The 18,408-nt window shown below is 57.8% G+C and carries 20 protein-coding genes; 7 read left to right on the top strand and 13 right to left on the bottom strand.

Translation table 11 applies throughout. The features are described 5' to 3' along the window. Positions 1-49: 49 nt before the first annotated feature. Both AC1DVF_RS25155 and AC1DVF_RS25150 read right to left on the bottom strand, forming a co-directional pair. Positions 50-433, bottom strand: coding sequence for a PaaI family thioesterase (locus AC1DVF_RS25155; RefSeq protein WP_053116527.1), 384 nt, complete (start codon positions 431-433; stop codon positions 50-52). Next, entirely contained in the window at positions 433-2,757 is a 2,325-nt protein-coding gene (locus tag AC1DVF_RS25150) for a Tex family protein (protein WP_116256376.1), read from the bottom strand. The genes AC1DVF_RS25155 and AC1DVF_RS25150 overlap by 1 nt, the downstream gene beginning before the upstream one ends. Positions 2,758-3,115: 358 nt before the next feature. On the opposite strand from AC1DVF_RS25150, the gene ompR reads away from it, so the two are divergent. Both ompR and AC1DVF_RS25140 read left to right on the top strand, forming a co-directional pair. After that, complete coding sequence (gene ompR / locus AC1DVF_RS25145) at positions 3,116-3,856, top strand: osmolarity response regulator transcription factor OmpR (protein ID WP_095123420.1); 741 nt, start codon at positions 3,116-3,118, stop codon at positions 3,854-3,856. Positions 3,857-3,969: 113 nt separating this feature from the next. Then, positions 3,970-5,283, top strand: coding sequence for an ATP-binding protein (locus tag AC1DVF_RS25140; protein ID WP_016986270.1), 1,314 nt, complete (start codon positions 3,970-3,972; stop codon positions 5,281-5,283). A gap of 242 nt (positions 5,284-5,525) precedes the next feature. On the opposite strand, the gene rimK is transcribed toward AC1DVF_RS25140, so the two are convergent. From rimK to rimA, 3 genes are read right to left on the bottom strand one after another with little or no spacing between them, the layout of a single operon-like run. Beyond that, positions 5,526-6,431, bottom strand: coding sequence for a 30S ribosomal protein S6--L-glutamate ligase (gene rimK / locus AC1DVF_RS25135; protein ID WP_007949201.1), 906 nt, complete (start codon positions 6,429-6,431; stop codon positions 5,526-5,528). After that, positions 6,428-6,907, bottom strand: a complete 480-nt coding sequence (rimB, locus tag AC1DVF_RS25130; protein WP_456107225.1) for a retropepsin-like aspartic endopeptidase RimB — start codon at positions 6,905-6,907, stop codon at positions 6,428-6,430. The genes rimK and rimB overlap by 4 nt, the downstream gene beginning before the upstream one ends. A gap of 16 nt (positions 6,908-6,923) precedes the next feature. Beyond that, on the bottom strand, positions 6,924-7,703 hold the full coding sequence (gene rimA, locus AC1DVF_RS25125; protein ID WP_093429982.1) for a S6 modification regulatory phosphodiesterase RimA: 780 nt from the start codon (positions 7,701-7,703) through the stop codon (positions 6,924-6,926). A gap of 117 nt (positions 7,704-7,820) precedes the next feature. On the opposite strand from rimA, the gene AC1DVF_RS25120 reads away from it, so the two are divergent. Continuing rightward, positions 7,821-8,228: an RNA-binding S4 domain-containing protein gene (locus tag AC1DVF_RS25120; protein ID WP_007917939.1), complete on the top strand. Its 408-nt coding sequence runs from the start codon at positions 7,821-7,823 to the stop codon at positions 8,226-8,228. Positions 8,229-8,379: 151 nt separating this feature from the next. Here the strand turns inward: AC1DVF_RS25120 and AC1DVF_RS25115 are convergent, their stop codons facing one another. Beyond that, positions 8,380-9,180 carry a phosphatase PAP2 family protein gene (locus AC1DVF_RS25115; protein ID WP_477783318.1) on the bottom strand — a complete coding sequence of 267 codons (801 nt, stop codon included), beginning with the start codon at positions 9,178-9,180 and terminating at the stop codon, positions 8,380-8,382. Positions 9,181-9,285: 105 nt separating this feature from the next. On the opposite strand from AC1DVF_RS25115, the gene hslO reads away from it, so the two are divergent. After that, positions 9,286-10,188 carry an Hsp33 family molecular chaperone HslO gene (hslO, locus tag AC1DVF_RS25110; protein WP_477783317.1) on the top strand — a complete coding sequence of 301 codons (903 nt, stop codon included), beginning with the start codon at positions 9,286-9,288 and terminating at the stop codon, positions 10,186-10,188. 181 nt (positions 10,189-10,369) lie between these two features. After that, on the top strand, positions 10,370-11,911 hold the full coding sequence (locus AC1DVF_RS25105) for a phosphoenolpyruvate carboxykinase (protein WP_025110978.1): 1,542 nt from the start codon (positions 10,370-10,372) through the stop codon (positions 11,909-11,911). A gap of 117 nt (positions 11,912-12,028) precedes the next feature. On the opposite strand, the gene AC1DVF_RS25100 is transcribed toward AC1DVF_RS25105, so the two are convergent. The 7 genes from AC1DVF_RS25100 to AC1DVF_RS25070 all read right to left on the bottom strand — a co-directional run bounded on the left by AC1DVF_RS25100 (position 12,029) and on the right by AC1DVF_RS25070 (position 15,452). Next, positions 12,029-12,628: a Fic/DOC family protein gene (locus AC1DVF_RS25100; protein WP_477783316.1), complete on the bottom strand. Its 600-nt coding sequence runs from the start codon at positions 12,626-12,628 to the stop codon at positions 12,029-12,031. Further along, on the bottom strand, positions 12,628-12,798 hold the full coding sequence (locus AC1DVF_RS25095; protein ID WP_007917944.1) for a YhfG family protein: 171 nt from the start codon (positions 12,796-12,798) through the stop codon (positions 12,628-12,630). Before AC1DVF_RS25095 ends, AC1DVF_RS25100 begins: the two co-directional genes overlap by 1 nt. Continuing rightward, on the bottom strand, positions 12,795-13,016 hold the full coding sequence (locus AC1DVF_RS25090) for a hypothetical protein (RefSeq protein WP_249122189.1): 222 nt from the start codon (positions 13,014-13,016) through the stop codon (positions 12,795-12,797). The genes AC1DVF_RS25095 and AC1DVF_RS25090 overlap by 4 nt, the downstream gene beginning before the upstream one ends. A 75-nt stretch (positions 13,017-13,091) precedes the next feature. Next, positions 13,092-13,391: a hypothetical protein gene (locus AC1DVF_RS25085; protein WP_257356789.1), complete on the bottom strand. Its 300-nt coding sequence runs from the start codon at positions 13,389-13,391 to the stop codon at positions 13,092-13,094. 318 nt (positions 13,392-13,709) lie between these two features. Then, positions 13,710-13,892, bottom strand: coding sequence for an antitoxin PaaA2 family protein (locus tag AC1DVF_RS25080; RefSeq protein WP_257356791.1), 183 nt, complete (start codon positions 13,890-13,892; stop codon positions 13,710-13,712). Positions 13,893-13,939: 47 nt separating this feature from the next. After that, positions 13,940-15,082, bottom strand: a complete 1,143-nt coding sequence (locus tag AC1DVF_RS25075; RefSeq protein WP_257356792.1) for a hypothetical protein — start codon at positions 15,080-15,082, stop codon at positions 13,940-13,942. Between the two features lie 94 nt (positions 15,083-15,176). Further along, a complete protein-coding gene (locus AC1DVF_RS25070) occupies positions 15,177-15,452 on the bottom strand; it encodes a hypothetical protein (RefSeq protein WP_007917948.1) in 276 nt (91 codons plus the stop codon). Between the two features lie 303 nt (positions 15,453-15,755). Between AC1DVF_RS25070 and AC1DVF_RS25065 the strand changes: the two genes are divergently transcribed. Both AC1DVF_RS25065 and AC1DVF_RS25060 read left to right on the top strand, forming a co-directional pair. Continuing rightward, positions 15,756-16,268, top strand: a complete 513-nt coding sequence (locus tag AC1DVF_RS25065) for a polysaccharide deacetylase (RefSeq protein WP_460097568.1) — start codon at positions 15,756-15,758, stop codon at positions 16,266-16,268. A gap of 180 nt (positions 16,269-16,448) precedes the next feature. Then, positions 16,449-18,383, top strand: coding sequence for a RecQ family ATP-dependent DNA helicase (locus AC1DVF_RS25060; protein ID WP_477783315.1), 1,935 nt, complete (start codon positions 16,449-16,451; stop codon positions 18,381-18,383). The last annotated feature ends 25 nt before the right edge of the window (positions 18,384-18,408 follow it).

Raw genomic sequence — 18,408 nt, 5'->3', positions numbered from 1 at the left:
TCCCACAAGGTTCGTTGCGCCGAAATTAACTCAAAATGATGACCGGTAGCTACAGGACAGCGAACGTGCCTTGCGCTTTTGCGACCAGTTTGTCGCCCTGCATCACGTCGGCTTCGACCACCAAAGTACGTCGGCCCGGGTGAATCACCCGCGCCGTGCACATGACCTCACCGTCGGAAACGGCGCGGATATAGTTGATCTTGCACTCGATGGTCGCGCTCTGCTGATCGAAGCCATGAGTGCTGGAACAGGCCAGCCCCATGGCGATATCGACCAGACTGAACAGCGCGCCACCGTGTAATTTGCCGCCGCGATTGCGCAGTTCCGGTTCCAGCACCAGGGCGACTTGCGCCACCCCGGTTTCCAGGCTGTGCAGGCGGCAGCCCAACAGCTTGAAAAACGCGCTCTCGACGAGCCCGGCCGGAATCTCCATCAGCGTTTCTTCAACTGCTTGGCATTGGCGAACAGCGAGGCCATCGCATTGTTCACTGGCGCTGCGGTCGCGGTTTCCTTGCGTGGTGCGTTGTTCGAAGGCTGGCGTTGCGCTGAGCCCGGACGCGAGCCACGGGCGCCGTCGATTTTCTCGCCCGGGGTGTCGCCCATGCGCATCGACAGGCCAACGCGTTTGCGCGGGATGTCGACTTCCATGACCTTCACTTTCACCACGTCGCCGGCCTTCACCGCTTCACGCGGATCCTTGATGAATTTCTCCGACAGCGCCGAGATGTGCACCAGACCGTCCTGATGCACGCCGATGTCGACGAAGGCACCGAATGCGGTCACGTTGGTGACGACGCCTTCGAGGATCATCCCCAGTTGCAGGTCTTTGAGGTCTTCAACGCCTTCCTGGAACTCGGCAGTCTTGAACTCCGGACGCGGGTCGCGGCCGGGTTTTTCCAGCTCTTGCAGGATGTCGGTCACGGTCGGCAGGCCGAAGGTTTCGTCGGTGAATTTCTTCGGATCCAGACGCTTGAGGAACGCGGCATCGCCAATCAGCGAGCGAATGTCGCGGTCGGTTTCAGCGGCAATGCGCTGCACTAGCGGGTAGGCTTCCGGGTGCACCGCCGACGAGTCCAGCGGGTTGTCGCCGTTCATCACGCGCAAGAAACCGGCCGCCTGTTCGAAGGTTTTTTCGCCCAGACGCGCGACTTTCTTCAGCGCTGCGCGGGTTTTGAACGCACCGTGTTCGTCGCGGTGCGTGACGATGTTTTGCGCCAGCGTCGCGTTGAGGCCGGAGATCCGCGCCAACAGCGCCACCGAAGCAGTGTTCACATCAACGCCAACGGCGTTCACGCAGTCCTCGACCACAGCGTCCAGACCACGCGCCAGTTTCAACTGCGAAACGTCGTGCTGGTACTGGCCGACACCTATGGATTTCGGATCGATTTTCACCAGCTCGGCCAGCGGATCCTGCAGACGACGGGCGATGGACACCGCGCCACGGATCGACACGTCAAGGTCCGGGAATTCCTTGGCCGCCAGTTCCGACGCCGAGTACACCGATGCACCGGCCTCGGAAACCATGACCTTGGTCATTTTCATCGCTGGATATTTTTTGATCAGCTCGATCGCCAGTTTGTCGGTCTCGCGGCTGGCGGTGCCGTTGCCGATGGCGATCAGGTCAACCGAATGCTTGGCGCACAGGGCGGCCAGAATGGCGATGGTCTGATCCCACTTGTTGTGCGGCACGTGCGGGTAGACCGTGGCGTGATCGAGCAGTTTTCCGGTCGAATCGACCACTGCGACTTTGCAGCCGGTACGCAAACCCGGGTCGAGGCCCAGGGTTGCGCGCGGGCCGGCCGGCGCGGCCAGCAGCAAGTCGTGCAGGTTGTGGGCGAAGACGTTGATCGCTTCGGTTTCGGCGCCGTCACGCAGCTCGCCGAGCAGGTCGGTTTCCAGGTGGGTGTAGAGCTTGACCTTCCAGGTCCAGCGCACCACTTCGCCGAGCCATTTGTCGGCCGGGCGGTTCTGATTCTGGATGTTGAATTGCTGGCCGATCATGCCCTCGCACGGGTGCATGGTGCCCGGCAGTTCGTCGCCGACTTTCAGCGCGGAGCTGAGGATGCCTTCGTTGCGGCCACGGAAAATGGCGAGCGCACGGTGCGACGGCATGCTTTTCAGCGGTTCGTCGTGTTCGAAGTAATCGCGGAACTTGGCGCCTTCCTCTTCCTTGCCAGCGATGACGCGGGCACTGAGGGTCGCTTCCTGTTTCAGGTAGTTACGCAGTTTCTCCAGCAGGCTGGCGTCTTCTGCGAAGCGTTCCATGAGGATGTATTTGGCGCCTTCGAGCGCAGCCTTCACGTCGGCCACGCCTTTTTCGGCATCGACGAAGCGTGCGGCTTCGGTTTCCGGGGTCAGGTTGGGGTCGTTGAACAGGCCATCGGCCAAGTCGCCGAGGCCGGCTTCCAGGGCGATCTGGCCCTTGGTACGGCGCTTCTGCTTGTACGGCAGGTACAAGTCTTCGAGGCGAGTCTTGGTGTCGGCGAGTTTGATGTCGCGCTCGAGGGCAGGAGTGAGTTTGCCTTGCTCTTCGATGCTGGCGAGGATGCTGATGCGCCGTTCGTCGAGTTCTCGCAGGTAGCGCAGGCGCTCTTCCAGATGACGCAACTGGGTGTCATCGAGGCTGCCGGTGACTTCTTTCCGGTAACGGGCGATGAAGGGAACGGTAGAGCCTTCATCGAGTAGCGCGACGGCCGCTTCGACCTGTTGTGGGCGTACGCCGAGTTCCTCGGCAATGCGGCTGTTGATGCTGTCCATAAAACCACCTGACATATTGTGAAATCAGGCTCGCAGGCACGGAAATAAAGGCCCGGAGTCTGGTTGAGCGGCTAGAAAATTGCCGCTGCCTGGGTCAAAAGGCAGCCCATTGACCCGTGAAATCGAACAATTACTGCGCGCGGCAGGAAAAAAAGCCTGCCACCTGCGGTAACGATTCAGACGTTGCCTGGCACAAAACGCCGCGCATTATAACCAGCGTTCTGTCATTCGGGGGCGTCGCAGTCTGTAGGCATAAACCCCGGTTTTCTGGCAGTGAAGGAAAAATCTGCTAACAATGCACACGGTGCGTATAACGGCAGCTACGCCATAATGCGCGCCGAGCTAAAAGGAGCATCCAATGAGCAGCACTGCACAAACTGCTGAAGGCGAAAAAATTCTCATCGTTGACGACGATCCGGGCTTAAGCAGCCTGCTGGAACGTTTTTTCGTCAGCAAGGGCTATCGCGCCCGTACCGTACCGAACACCGAGCAGATGGATCGTCTGCTGTCGCGTGAAGTTTTCAATCTGGTCGTCCTCGACCTGATGCTGCCCGGTGAAGACGGTCTGACCGCGTGCCGGCGTCTGCGGGCCGCGAACAACCAGATCCCGATCATCATGCTCACCGCCAAGGGCGATGAGATGAGCCGTATCAAGGGTCTGGAACTGGGCGCCGACGATTATCTGGCCAAGCCGTTCAACCCGGACGAGCTGATGGCGCGGGTCAAAGCTGTTCTGCGTCGTCAGGCCGCACCAGTACCGGGCGCGCCGGGCAGCGAAGACGAAAACGTCACCTTCGGTGATTACGTGTTGTCGCTGGCCACCCGCGAACTAAAACGCGGCGACGAAGTGCACATGCTCACCACCGGTGAGTTTGCGGTACTCAAGGCCCTGGTGATGAACGCGCGTCAGCCGCTGACCCGCGACAAACTGATGAACCTGGCCCGTGGCCGCGAGTGGGATGCCCTCGAGCGTTCCATCGACGTGCAGATTTCCCGTCTGCGCCGCATGATCGAGCCTGATGCATCGAAGCCGCGCTATATCCAGACTGTCTGGGGTGTGGGCTACGTGTTCGTACCGGATGGCGCCGCCACCAAGTGATCGGCGATTTGTAGGAGCGGGTCTGCAGGTTTTGGTCGAACGGCCATGCCCGCAGACTCGCAATCCGCAATATGCGAGCATTGCTCGCTCCTGCAAGTGTGTAGCGGTTATAGATGAAAACCCCTGTCTGGTTCCCCCAAAGTTTTTTCTCCCGCACCCTTTGGCTGGTGCTCATCGTCGTGCTGTTTTCCAAGGCGCTGACCCTGGTTTATCTATTGATGAACGAGGACGTGCTGGTGGATCGCCAATACAGCCATGGCGTCGCCCTGACGCTGCGTGCCTATTGGGCTGCGGATGAAGAGAACCGCGCAAAGATTGCTGATGCGGCGACCCTGATCCGGGTGGTCGGCGCCGGTGTGCCGGAAGGCGAACAGCACTGGCCGTACAGCGAAATCTATCAGCGACAAATGCAGGCGGAGTTGGGCGCCGACACTGAAGTGCGTTTGCGCATGCACTCGCCGCCAGCGTTGTGGGTGCGCGCGCCGAGCCTCGGTGATGGCTGGTTGAAGGTGCCGTTGTATCCGCACCCGTTGCGTGGCCAGAAAATCTGGAACGTGCTCGGCTGGTTCCTCGCCATCGGCTTGCTCTCGACAGCCTCTGCATGGATTTTCGTCAGTCAGCTCAACCAGCCGTTGAAACGTCTGGTGTATGCCGCCCGGCAGCTTGGTCAGGGTCGTAGCGTGCGGCTGCCGATCAGCGATACACCGAGCGAGATGACCGAGGTCTATCGCGCTTTCAACCAGATGGCGGAAGACGTCGAACAGGCCGGTCGCGAGCGTGAATTGATGTTGGCCGGCGTGTCCCACGACTTGCGCACACCGTTGACCCGCTTGCGGCTGTCGCTGGAATTGATGGGCGACCGAAATGACCTGACGGACGACATGGTCCGGGACATCGAAGACATGGATGCGATTCTCGACCAGTTTCTCGCGTTTATTCGCGATGGTCGTGACGAGTCGGTGGAAGAGGTGGATCTGACTGATCTGGTGCGCGAGGTGGCGGCGCCATACAACCAGAATGAAGAGAAAGTGCGTTTGCGTCTGGAGCCGATTCAGCCGTTCCCGCTGCGTCGGGTCTCGATGAAGCGTTTGCTCAACAACCTGATCGGCAACGCCTTGAACCATGCCGGTGGCAGCGTTGAGGTAGCCGCTTATGTGTCCGGTGACGTCAGTGCGCCGTATGTGGTGCTGAGCGTGATGGACCGAGGCGCGGGGATTGATCCTTCGGAACTTGAAGCGATTTTCAACCCGTTTACGCGAGGCGATCGTGCCCGGGGCGGTAAGGGCACCGGCTTGGGGTTGGCGATTGTGAAGCGGATTGCTTCGATGCATGGCGGCAATGTTGAGCTGCGCAATCGGTCCGGGGGTGGACTGGAAGCGCGGGTGAGGTTGCCGTTGGGATTGATGCTGCCGCGAGATGCTGTGTAGATCAAAAACCCCTCATCGGAACGCCGCCCGCCCAGCCCTCTCCCCGAGGGAGAGGGAGCTGACCGAGGTGTCTGGCGTTATACATCGACCTGAAAGACTGGGGCGATTGTGGATTCGGCACAGCAGGATCAGGTCGGCGTAGTTCTTCAATATCCCCCAATCAGTCCCCTCTCCCTTCGGGAGAGGGTTAGGCGGGCGGCGTTCCGATGAGGGGCTCTTGCTCTTAGCTCTAGCTCTTCGCTCTAGCCCTTGCCTTTGGTCCGGGTCATATTCGGCCCGCCATTCTTCTCAAGATGTTCAATGATGATCCCCGCCACATTCTTGCCGGTAGTGGTCTCGATCCCTTCCAGCCCCGGCGACGAGTTCACTTCCATCACCAGCGGCCCGTGATTGGAACGCAGGATATCCACACCCGCCACCGCCAGGCCCATGACCTTGGCCGCGCGCAATGCGGTCATGCGCTCTTCCGGGGTGATCTTGATCAGGCTGGCGCTGCCGCCACGATGCAGGTTGGAGCGGAACTCGCCCGGCTTGGCCTGACGCTTCATCGCTGCGATGACCTTGTCACCGACCACGAAGCAGCGAATATCCGCACCGCCCGCTTCCTTGATGTACTCCTGAACCATGATGTTCTGCTTCAGGCCCATGAACGCCTCGATCACCGATTCGGCGGCGGTCGCGGTTTCGCACAACACCACACCGATGCCCTGCGTGCCTTCCAGCACCTTGATCACCAGTGGCGCGCCGTTGACCATGTCGATCAGGTCGGGAATGTCATCCGGCGAGTGAGCAAAACCGGTCACCGGCAGACCGATGCCGCGCCGCGACAGCAGTTGCAGCGAACGCAACTTGTCCCGTGAACGGGCGATGGCCACCGATTCGTTGAGCGGGAACACCCCCATCATTTCGAACTGACGCAACACCGCGCAGCCATAAAACGTCACCGACGCACCGATCCGCGGAATCACCGCGTCGAAACCCTCCAGCGGTTTGCCGCGATAGTGGATCTGCGGCTTGTGGCTGGCGATGTTCATGTAGGCGCGCAAGGTGTCGATCACTACCATTTCATGCCCGCGCTCGGTTCCGGCTTCGACCAGACGGCGGGTGGAATACAGACGCGGGTTCCGCGACAGCACAGCGATCTTCATGCAACACCTGTGGAAGAGGTAGATACCGGGAACACCGGCTTGTCTTGTACATACTTGATGCCCGGATTGACGACCAGATGGCCATCGATCAGGGCTTTGGAACCGAGCAACAGGCGATAGCGCATGGACTTGCGGCAGGCGAGGGTGAACTCGATCGGCCAGACCCGATCCCCCAGGGCCAGAGTGGTGCTAATCACGTAGCGCTCCTGGGCATGGCCGTTGGAGCTTTTGATGGTTTTGCGCGTCACCAGTAGCGCTTCGCAGCGGCGGTGACGCAGTTGCACCACCGTGCCCAGGTGCGCGGTGAAACGTACCCACTTCTGGCCGTCGCGTTCGAACGGCTCGATGTCGGTGGCATGCAGGCTGGAGGTGCTGGCGCCGGTGTCGATTTTCGCTCGCAGGCCTGCGACTCCCAAATCCGGGAGCGCCACCCACTCGCGCAGACCGACAACGGTCAAATGGTCAAATGTCTTCAATAGAAAAAACCAACGATTAACGCGTCCAGGCCTCAGGCGAAACCCGGGCCAACGCTTTGAATGCAGGTTTGGCGAACCAGTAGCCCTGCATCAGAAATATTCCACAGTCCGCCAGGAAATCCCGTTCACCGGCGCTCTCAATGCCTTCGGCAATGACTGTAACGTCCAACTCCGCACAGATTGTGACAATCCCCCGAACGATCACCTGACGAACACGGTCTTGATCGACATCGCGGATCAGCGCCATGTCGAGTTTGATCAGGTCCGGTTGAAAATCAGCCAGCAGATTGAGCCCCGAATGACCGGCACCGAAATCGTCGATGGCGGTCTTGAAGCCGAATTCGCGGTATTCACGCAGAATATTGGTCAAATGGCGATAGTTATCTACGTGCTCGCTTTCCAGGGTTTCAAAAATCAGTCGGTCGAGCGGGAAACAGTGCTTTTTTGCCGCTTCGAGCGTACTGCGAATGCACAGCTCTGGACGATAGACGGCGTTGGGCATGAAGTTGATCGACAAGTGTGTCTGCATATTAAGATCAGCCGCACCTTTGATGGCACGGGTCCGGCAGAGCTGGTCGAAGCGGTAGCGGTTTTCTTCTGTAACCTGATTCAACACAGTGAATGCGCCTTCACCGCTCACCCCACGGACCAACGCTTCATGGGCGAAAACCGACTGATCGCGCAGATCCACGATGGGTTGATAGGCAAAGTCAAAATCGAAGCCTAACGGTTCACTGTGCTGGCAGCCCTGGCAACCGGTGTGAGTCGAAGTCAATGAAGAGGGAAATTTAGTCATTCGAGCACCCCCATGCCGGTGCACCGGCCAAGATCACAGTCTATCTGGAGGGCCGAGTTGTTGCGCCCGACAGAAACGGTAGTACAGTTCCGACTACTGGCTGAACGAGGAATTCAAATGGCGCAAAAAAGCGAAGAGGACGACAAGGTTCGTCTCGACAAGTGGCTATGGGCCGCGCGTTTTTACAAAACCCGTGCCTTGGCCAAAGCGGCGATCGAAAGCGGCAAGGTGCATTGTCGCGGTGAGCGCTGCAAGCCTGGCAAAGAGCCGCGCATTGGCGATGAGTTCGAGATTCGTACCGGGTTCGAGGTGCGTACGGTGAAGGTCGAGGCGTTGTCGATTGTGCGGCGCGGCGCACCGGAGGCGCAGACGTTGTACGCGGAGACCGAGGCGAGTATTGCCAAACGTGAAGCGGCCGCGGCAATGCGCAAGGCGGGGGCGTTGGGTGTGAGCACCGACGGCAAGCCGAGCAAGAAGCAGCGGCGGGATTTGTTCAAGTTTCGGGGTAGCAGCAACGACGAGTAAGCGCGACGTTTCCGGGCTGCTTGTGCTGGCCTCTTCGCGAGCAAGGTTGCTCCCACAGTAGATCCGGTTCCTCCAGTGGATACTTGATCAATTGTGGGAGCGAGCCTGCTCGCGAATCGAGGGCGCAGCCCTCGCCGAAGCCAGCTCGGTATCAGGCGCTACGCACCACACTCATTCGCGAAACCAGCGGCAACTTGCTCAGCAGATTGAAAATCGGCGAAGTCACCTTCAGCCAGAAATTCGAGACGTGATAAGCAAACGGTGTGTAGTAACCCCAGCCCAACGCCCACACCGCCAGCAGCATACCGCCGATGTAATCGTCCTGACCCCAATGCGCACCGGCCACCAGACGCGGCAGCATGAACAACAGCGCCAGACCCCAGATCGCCACAAACTGGCCAACCGTGCGGCTGAACACGCCCATGAACAACGCCCAGATCAGCAGCACCGAAGCATGGTCACCGGGAAAGCTCTGGCTCGAGCGATCCTTCAGCTCCCAGGTCTTCTCCATGTGCGGGAAGTAATCGCTGATATGCACCGCGCCTTCCAGCACCATCGACGGGCTGCTGTGCTGCCAGTCCATGTGGTCGGCGAATTTGGAAAACAGTGCGCGAATCACCACCATCAATAGCAGGATCGAGAAAAAACCGAAGAACGCACGACGCACATCAATTGCCTTGAAGACCCAGTCGCCCTTGATCAGCAGCGTCAGCAAGATCAGACCGACAACGATGTCGAACGGACGCAGACTTGCAATTGCCCAGATGTGGAGCCATATCGGGTTGCTGGCCAGCGGTGCATTGAGCAAGCGGAACAGCCACTCGTCGAAAATCACACACAGCGAGTTGCCCGTAGGCCATAACCAGAAAGCCAGTAGCGCCAGTGGCACTACGTTGCACAGAACCAGCCGGCCGAGGTTCCACCTAGATTGGAACAAACCCGGATTGTTCATAAAATGCCTCCCATGGCAGAGCAGTCGGCACCAAAAAGAGTGCCAAGAAGCGCAAATTTTCACGCCTTGTAACCATTTTGTCACCACATTCAGATACCCAAAATTATGACCGAGCTAGCGGATACCGATTTCACCCAACGTTTCATCTTCGATGACAGCGACACGCGCGGCGAACTGGTTGCGCTTGAACGCAGCTACGCCGAGGTCCTCGCCAAGCACCCGTACCCGGAGCCGGTGGCGCAATTGCTGGGCGAATTGATGGCGGCCGCCTCGTTGATGGTGGGCACGCTGAAGTTCGATGGCTTGCTGATTCTGCAGGCGCGTTCCGAAGGGCCGATCCCGCTGCTGATGATCGAATGCTCCAGCGAGCGCGAGATCCGTGGTCTGGCGCGTTATGACGCTGAGCGGATCAAGCCGGACGCGAGCCTTGCCGACCTGATGCCGGGCGGTGACCTGACCCTGACCGTCGACCCGACGATCGGCCAGCGTTACCAGGGCATCGTCGATCTTGATGGCGAAACCCTGTCTGAGTGCTTCACCAACTATTTCGTCATGTCGCAACAAGTCGGCACGCGCTTCAAGTTGTTCGCTGACGGCCGCCGCGCCCGCGGAATGCTGCTGCAACAACTGCCGGCCGATCGCCTGAAAGACGAAGAAGAGCGCGCCGCCAGCTGGCAGCACCTCACGGCACTGGCGAGCACGCTGACCGCCGATGAGTTGTTGAGCCTGGACAACGAAACCGTCCTGCATCGCCTCTACCATGAGGAGCAGGTGCGCCTGTTCGATGTGCAGAATCTGCGCTTCCGTTGCACCTGCTCACGCGAGCGTTCGGGCAACGCGCTGGTCAGTCTGGGTCTTGAGGATGCACAGCAATTGGTTCAAGAGAACGGCGGCACTGTCGAGATCGATTGCCAGTTCTGCAACCAGCAGTACCTGTTCGACGCAGCCGATATTGCTCAATTGTTCGCTGGCGCAGGCGTCGACACGCCGTCAGATACCCGGCACTAAAACGGTTCAGCGCAGGTAAATTCACTGCGTAACGACGGAATTTCGCCGTTACGACGGGAGGACCCTACTCTTTTTGGGCTTTTCTGGCATAATCCGGCCCACTTTTTTCGCGGTAGTAGTGCACGACTTTCTACTACAAAACGTTTGGAGCACACTCGGCCACTGGCCGACGGGGAACCTCATGACGCAAGCCAATAACGCCGTGTACACCGATCTGAGTGTTGATGATCTGGTTAAAGAAGCCCTGAACCGCGGTGAGGGCGAGCTTGCCGATACCGGCGCTCTGGTTGTTCGCACTGGTCACCGCACCGGTCGTTCGCCTGTTGACCGTTTCATCGTTGAAGAGCCTTCCACCCAGGCCGCTATCGCCTGGGGCCCGATCAACCGCAAGTTCCCGGCCGACAAGTTCGACGCGCTGTGGGCTCGCGTAGAAGCCTTCAACAACGCGCAAGAGCACTTTGTGTCCCACGTGCATGTAGGCGCGGCGGAAGATCACTACCTGGCCGTGAAAATGACCACCCAGACTGCCTGGCAGAATCTGTTCGGTCGTTGCCTGTTCATCAACCCGGCTCAGTACAACCCGGCCGGTCGTGAAGAGTGGCAAGTGCTCAACGTGGCCAACTTCGAATGCGTGCCTGAGCGTGACGGCACCAACTCCGACGGTTGCGTGATCCTCAACTTCGCACAGAAGAAAGTGCTGATCGCTGGCATGCGTTACGCCGGTGAGATGAAGAAAGCCATGTTCTCCGTGCAGAACTTCCTGCTGCCGGCCGCTGACGTGCTGCCAATGCACTGCGCTGCCAACATCGGCGAAGAAGGCGACGTGACCCTGTTCTTCGGTCTGTCGGGCACCGGTAAAACCACCCTGTCGGCCGACGAAAGCCGTTACCTGATCGGTGACGACGAACACGGTTGGGGCGAAGGCGTGGTGTTCAACATCGAAGGCGGTTGCTATGCCAAGTGCATCGACCTCTCCGAGAAGAACGAGCCGGTGATCTGGAAAGCCATCAAGCACGGCGCAGTGCTGGAAAACGTTGTCATCGACGATGCCAAGCACGCCGACTACGCCGATGTCAGCCTGACCCAGAACAGCCGCGCCGCGTACCCGCTGGAGCACGTTGCCAAGCGTTCCGAGAAGAACCTGGGCGGCGAGCCAAACGCGGTGATCTTCCTGACCTGCGACCTGACCGGCGTGCTGCCGCCAGTGTCGATCCTCAACGAAGAACAAGCGGCCTACCACTTCCTGTCCGGCTACACCGCACTGGTGGGCTCGACTGAAATGGGTTCGGGCAGCGGCATCAAGTCGACCTTCTCCACCTGCTTTGGCGCACCGTTCTTCCCGCGCCCGGCTGGCGAATACGCAGAGCTACTGATCAAGCGCATCCGCGGCTTCGGCTCCAAGGTTTACCTGGTCAACACCGGCTGGACCGGCGGCGGCTACGGCGTCGGCAAACGCTTCAACATCCCGACCACCCGCGCGGTGATCGCAGCGATCCAGAGCGGCGCGCTGATCGGTGCAGCCACCGAACACCTCGACACCATCAACCTCGACGTGCCACTGGCCGTACCGGGCGTTGAAACCAACCTGCTCAACCCACGCAACACCTGGGCTGACAAGGCTGCGTACGACGAGGCTGCGAAAGCATTGGCTGGTCTGTTCATCGAGAACTTCAAGAAGTTCGAAGTGAGCGACGCAATCAAGGCTGCAGGGCCGAAGTTGTAAGATTGGTTTGTTGTGAATGAAAAAGCCGCCTTTTGAGGCGGCTTTTTTGTGGGCGAAAACAAGACTAATTGGCAATATTCCCGCAGAAAATGGCCTTAACTACCAGAATACTGCCACTTAAAGAGCCAGCTTTTCGCCAATGCAGCGCTCAAAGATCGCCACTAGCCCCCGATAATCACATGACACAGCATCAATGTTTGCTGGGACCCAAGCGTCATCTTTAACCAGCCACCAATCGACTGGGAAGCCTGCGTTAATAATGATTTGTTCAAATAATAGGCGTTGCGCTCGGCCATTACCTTCGCGAAAAGGATGGATGACATTCAAATCGCCATAAGCCTCAGCGATGTTCACCACAAGTTCTGGTTTGCCCATTCCCGCGAACCACGCCGAGCGCTCCATCACGCTAAAGATTTTTTGCGCTTCTGGAAGAATTCGCTCTGCAGTGCAGAAAAATGTTGATCCGTTTTTGATATTAACGGTACGCAACTGCCCGGCCCAATCGTAAACATCGCAAAAAAGAGTTTTATGGGCGTGCTGCAGGACACTTAAATCATAAGGAGGGGGGAGAAGACGAAATCGACTGATCGCGATTTCCGAGAGCTCTCGCTCTGCTTTTTGCAGTTCTTCTTCAGAGTGGATGTCGAGCAAGTTACGCAGAACATCACTATGAGGGTAGCAATAGGGGTCTTGTCCGACCCCATATTTGTCCGTCATTAACGTGCAGTCTGACGATATTTTTCAATGACCGATTCCCTTGATGGAAGCGGTTTCTCGGCATCGGCACGGCTGGTATCGAAACCTTCCAGACGTAAGCTCGCCAGATAGTTTGACCGGCGTACTTTGTCGTAATAAGCCTGCTTCTGCTGGAACGTCAATTCGCTCATTTCATAGGCCTCTTGGTGCAGGACTCCAGTGTAGCGCAATCGTGTGGAGTGATAGGTCGGGATTTTCGATCCTTAAAGCGAGGCTGTTCATCGAGAGTCTGTTGGTTTTTTTGAATCATTTTGCCAGCCTTGGATATACGCGATGGCGCACATTCACCACGCAGAATTTCGTCCATTTCTCGCACGCTTTCCATCAGCTCATCAAAGAATTTGCTCATGGTTGCTCCCATGGTTGATTACCGTTTTTTTGATCGCTCTTACAGAGTGCAAAAGAGCGATACGATCACTCGATTTCAGGCTGGAGCCTTCCAGTTGAGCATCTGCTGCTGTGCGACTTGCAGCAGGTCACAGCCATCCTGCGTCAGCAGATAGAGGGCGTGGGTGATGTGGGGGATGTCTTCGACGTCGGCTTGTTTGAAGCTGAGGCAGTAGAGGGTGCGAAGCAGATCGGCGGAGGCGCGCAGGCGCTGGACGGCGCATTCGAGGATGTCTTGTGGATTGGCCGTTGTGTCGATGATCAGGGGCTTGGTGTCGGTGAGGTTTGATTCGAGTGGGCGGTAGCGATCGGTGGTGAATTGATTCCATGATTTCATAGTGTGTTCTCCAAATATCCTGAATGAACTCACCCCCATCGTGACCAAGCGATGGGAGGTGGACTGTGTTCGGGTTGGTCAACCGAAGGAACACACAAGTCCGGCACGCTTGAAGGCGTCCCAAACACAGCCACCATTAAGCGTGCAGACATTTGAAGTGCCGGCAGCATACAACGGACGTGTTTGTGTATCCCATCGGGTGACCAAGCCCGAGCCGCTGATTTGGCAGCGACAGTCACGACTATAGAGACGAGCTACACGACGGCGATAGAAGACAAGGAGTCTGTCCTTGTAGGAACAGGACGTAGATTCAATAGGTCATTGCTGACAATCCTTCAGACGTCTTAAACGAGCGCGTTTATCTGCCATCAGTTTCCTGCTTACTTCATCGGAAATGCTTGGCCGAGGATCATCAATGCTGGCTTGGACCTGCCTGATGACCCATGCCTCGTAGGTTTCCTCGTCGCTAGCCTGTTCCGATTCATCGCTCGTACTGTTCATCGTTCTATTTCCTTTTTGGTTAAAAACCTATCGGTCGCCGCTCCGCCTCAACCAATAACCCGATATGCCGCCGCATCCAGCACACTGGTCGTCAGCCCCGTCGCAGGCGCGTAGATCGGGCCTTTCACCGCCGAGAACGGCACGCCTTTGCTGCCCAGAGACACGTAGCGTTCGCCTTTATCCAGTTCGGTGAAGTAGGTGTAAGAAACGCTGTGCATCTGCTTGTAGCGCGCTTCGTCGGCGACGATGGCGCCCGTCAGGCGCAGCAGATCTGTTTCGCTCAGATTCAGGGTTTTGTTCAGTTGTACGCCCCAGCGTTTGAGGCAGGTTTCGGCGAGGTGGCGAACGATGCGGCCAGGTTCCACCAGGGTTTTCAGGTCGCTTGCGCTGGCAGGCACGCCACCGTCAGCTGTGGCGTTGCCGGCCATGGTCGCGTGGCGACCGGCCATCGGGTAGACGCAGGTTTTAGTGCCGGTGGCGGTTTGTGGAATGACGCAGCTGAACCCTTTGGAGCGTTCATCGCGGGCATAGAAGGCGACATATTCTTTGACGTTGGCGCCGAGTTTGACGCGCGCATCCTGGAAGTTGCCGATTCCTGGTACCGGATCAAGGGCAAATATATTCACCGGGATATTATTCAGCTCGCGATCATTGAGCATCGCATTGGCCAGCATATGGCAACTTACACCACCTCGGCTCCAGCCCACCAGATTGACCTGAGTGGGAATAACGCCATCCTTGCGAAATGTCTTGATGATCTGCTCCTGTAACTTTTGTTGGGTCACGCTGCGATCACCGTAGTTATATTTACGCCAGAACCACGAACCCTCGACTTTTACATCTTCAATGGGAATCCCAGCGGCTTTGAGGCGGTTGTATTCGGCCTCGGTAAGTTGCTCACGCTGCCAGTCGCACTTGCCCTTGATAACATTGACGGCATGCTGCACGTTTTCCTCCCAGCCTTTACCGAACAGTGTGCCGGTAAGGCCGTACTCCTTGGTTTTGGTGAACAGATCGTCAGCTTGCAGGTTGCCGCTGCCAGGTCCGTCGACGATGATCCATTCGGCGAACTCACGGCCGGTATGATTGGCGGCCAGTGTTGAAACCAGTTCGCCGTCCCAGAAATTTTCATGGGCGGTATCGAACTTGTTGGAGCCAGTGCCGCAAAAAAATATGGTTAAAACTGTCATGGTGTTGCTCTCGTTTAGTTGTAAGAGCGAACAAGTTAGTGCGGGTTTCATATATAAATAAAGAGTTCTGGTGTTTCCGAGTTTGTAGCAAATTTTAGTTATATGTTGTTTGTGGTGGTTTTTGTTTGGCCACTTCAAGCAAGTCACAACCATCCTGAACCAGCAAATAAAGCGCATTAACGATGTTGGGGATATCTTTCACATCAGCCTGTTTGAAACATAAGCAGTAGAGCGTTTCCAGCAAATCACCGGCCGCGCGCAGGCGTTGATCGGCGGCATTAATCAGGTCAGTCTGGCTGGAGTGGCTGTCGATAAGCAGTACCGGGTTTTCGCTGTAGCAGGTCTTGAGTGGGCGATAGCGGTTGATCATGGTGAGGCGTGTCCTGTTCTGAAGCGCTGGGGCGGGCCGGCAGCGGATTTGCAGCCGCGCCGGCCACTATAGAAGGGCGTTTCTCTGTGGGACAAGACAGCCGCAATGGACAGTATTCGTAGGGGTTTTTCCGTGTTTTGAGGAAATACCCTACGTGTTTTCGCAGCTTTTTCAGGCCAAAACCCTTAGGCGTAATAATTCCTACGTGATTGTCAGGCGATTCGCGGTAAACCGCTGTATCGTGCGCGCCAGAATCTGTAGGGCGTTTCTAAACGTCTGACACGCGCTTAAAGGGAATTAGGTATGCACTGGCTACGAATGGCTGCGATTTTATTGCTCGGGCTGGGCACTTGCCGTTTGGCGATGGCCTCTGACATTGGCAATGCGTGGGTGCTGGATCGCCTCGATCGCCTCGATCGCACCGATTGGCCGGAGGCAATCATCAGCCAGGCGAGCATGGACACGGCGGCGCGCGGTGAAGTGTTGATGTTCGCCAAAGCTCTGTTGGCCAGCGAAGCACTGGATGAGGAAGGGCTTGAGCAGCGACTCGGTGTGCCCCACGTGCAATTGAAGTCGATTCGCCACGTGCGTGATGGCCTCTGGGAGGGGTTGTTGAGCACCTATCGCAACGCCAGTCAGAGCTGTGATGAACAACTGTTCTGCCCGCGTGTGCGCAGCGTCGCTGACCTGCGGCAGTTGGCGGCAGCGTTCACGGGGGACATCAGCCCGGCTCATGCGCTGTGGGCGAGCAAGAGCCAAGGTGTGCATGAGCAGATGCTGAATGAGCAGTTGCGGGTGGCGGTGTTGCGTCCCTGAACTTCAGGATTTTGTGTTGTTCTGAGTGGCCTCTTCGCGAGCAAGCTCGCTCCCACAGGGACCGTGGTGTTCAAGTAATCGCTGTATCATTCCGAATCGATTTGGCCCCGACCTTTTCTCGACTCGCTGCGATCGCCCGCTAGGCTGTTGGCATGGCAGCAGTCAATGGAGTGACAGCGAATGCACAACACCCTGGAACAGGTTTTTGGTTTCCCACAGTTTCGACCCGGGCAAGAGGCGGCGATCAGCGCGGTGCTGGCCGGGCGCTCGGCAGCGGCGATTTTTCCCACCGGTTCCGGCAAGTCGATTTGCTACCAATTGCCGGCGCTGATGCTGCCGCACCTGACGTTGGTAGTCTCGCCGTTGCTGGCGTTGATGCAGGATCAACTGGCCTTTTTGCAGCGACACGGTATTTCCGCTGGCAGCATCGATTCGGCGCAGAGTCGCGATGATGCCAATGACGTGATGGCCCGCGCCCGCTCGGGTGAATTGAAGATTTTGATGATCTCGGTGGAGCGCTTGAAAAACGAGCGCTTTCGCAACTTTTTGCAGCAGGTACCCATCTCGCTGCTGGTGGTGGACGAGGCGCATTGCATCTCGGAGTGGGGCCATAACTTCCGCCCCGATTATCTCAAGCTGCCGGACTATCAGCGCCAGTTCAACATCCCGCAAACCTTGCTGCTGACCGCTACGGCAACGCCGAAAGTCATCGCCGACATGCAGACCAAATTCGCTATCGCCGCTGACGATGTGGTGACCACGGGCTTCTACCGGCCCAACCTCAATCTGCTGGTGGAACCGGTACGTGGCCAGGACAAGCGCCGGCGGCTGGTCGAGTGGATGACCGAGCGTGCGGGGCAGCCGAGCATCGTCTACGTGACCTTGCAGAAAACTGCTGAGCACATCGCTGAACACCTTGAGCGCAACGGCATTCAGGCCGAGGCGTATCACGCCGGTTTAGCCCACGACAAACGCGAGGCGATCCAGAAGCGCTTTATGGCTGGGCAGTCCAATTGCATCGTCGCGACCATCGCATTCGGCATGGGCATCGACAAGAGTGACATCCGCAATGTCGTGCACTTCGACCTGCCCAAATCCATCGAAAACTACAGTCAGGAAATCGGCCGCGCCGGGCGTGACGGGCAGCCGTCGGATTGTCTGGTATTGGCCAATCGCGACAGCCTCAATGTGCTGGAAAACTTCGTCTACGGCGATACGCCGGAGCGCGACGGCATTCGCTATGTACTCGATGAGCTAAAGGCCTCGGTGCCGGAAGGGCAGTGGGAGTTTCTGCTCGGGCCATTGGCTGATCAAAGCAACATACGTGCACTGCCGCTGAAGACCTTGCTGGTGCAACTGGAACTGCGCGGTTTGATCGCGCCGCGCTACGCCTATTACGCCGAATACCGTTTCAAATACCTGTTGGAACCCGAAGCGCTGCTTGAGCGCTTCGACGGTGAGCGCAGGGATTTTGTCGGCGCAATCATTCAGACCTCGGCGCGCGCGCGCACCTGGGCCACGGTGAATTTCGAGGCGATGTATTCGCAGTATTCCGCCGAGCGCAATCGAGTGGTGAAGGCGCTGGATTACTTCCAGGAGAAGGGTTGGGTCGAGCTGGAAAGCAAGCAGATGACCGAGGTCTACAGCCTGCTGCACAGCGACTTCGACAGCGATGCCCTGAGCGCCGAGCTGCATGAATATTTCACCCGACATGAGCAGGCCGAAGTGGCGCGCATCCACGCCATGCTTGAGGTATTCGCCACCGAACGCTGCCTGGGTTATCGCCTGGCGGAGTATTTCGGTGATCACAATGCGCCCGAGCAGTGTGGGCATTGTTCGGTGTGTCATGGTCAAGTGGCGCGGTTGCCGGCACCACCGGAGTTGCCAGCACTTGTGGATAAAAACTTTGCGGCGCTATGTGGTGATTTTATCCACAGGCATGAGCAGTACACCGGGGTGATTCCAACGGCTGAGCGGTTGACGCGATTTTTGTGTGGGATCAGCGTGCCGTTGTTCACCAAGCTCAAGGCGCGCGCTATTCCCGGGTTTGCTGCGTTGGAGGAATATCCCTACGCCGAAGTCCGCAGCTGGGCTGATGATCATTTGCTCGGTTGAGCAAGAGCCCTTGTGGGAGCGAGCC

This window comes from Pseudomonas sp. P4_D7 (assembly GCF_056401755.1).
Note: the sequence above shows the minus strand (reverse complement) of the source record. Positions and strands in the feature narration are given on the sequence as shown.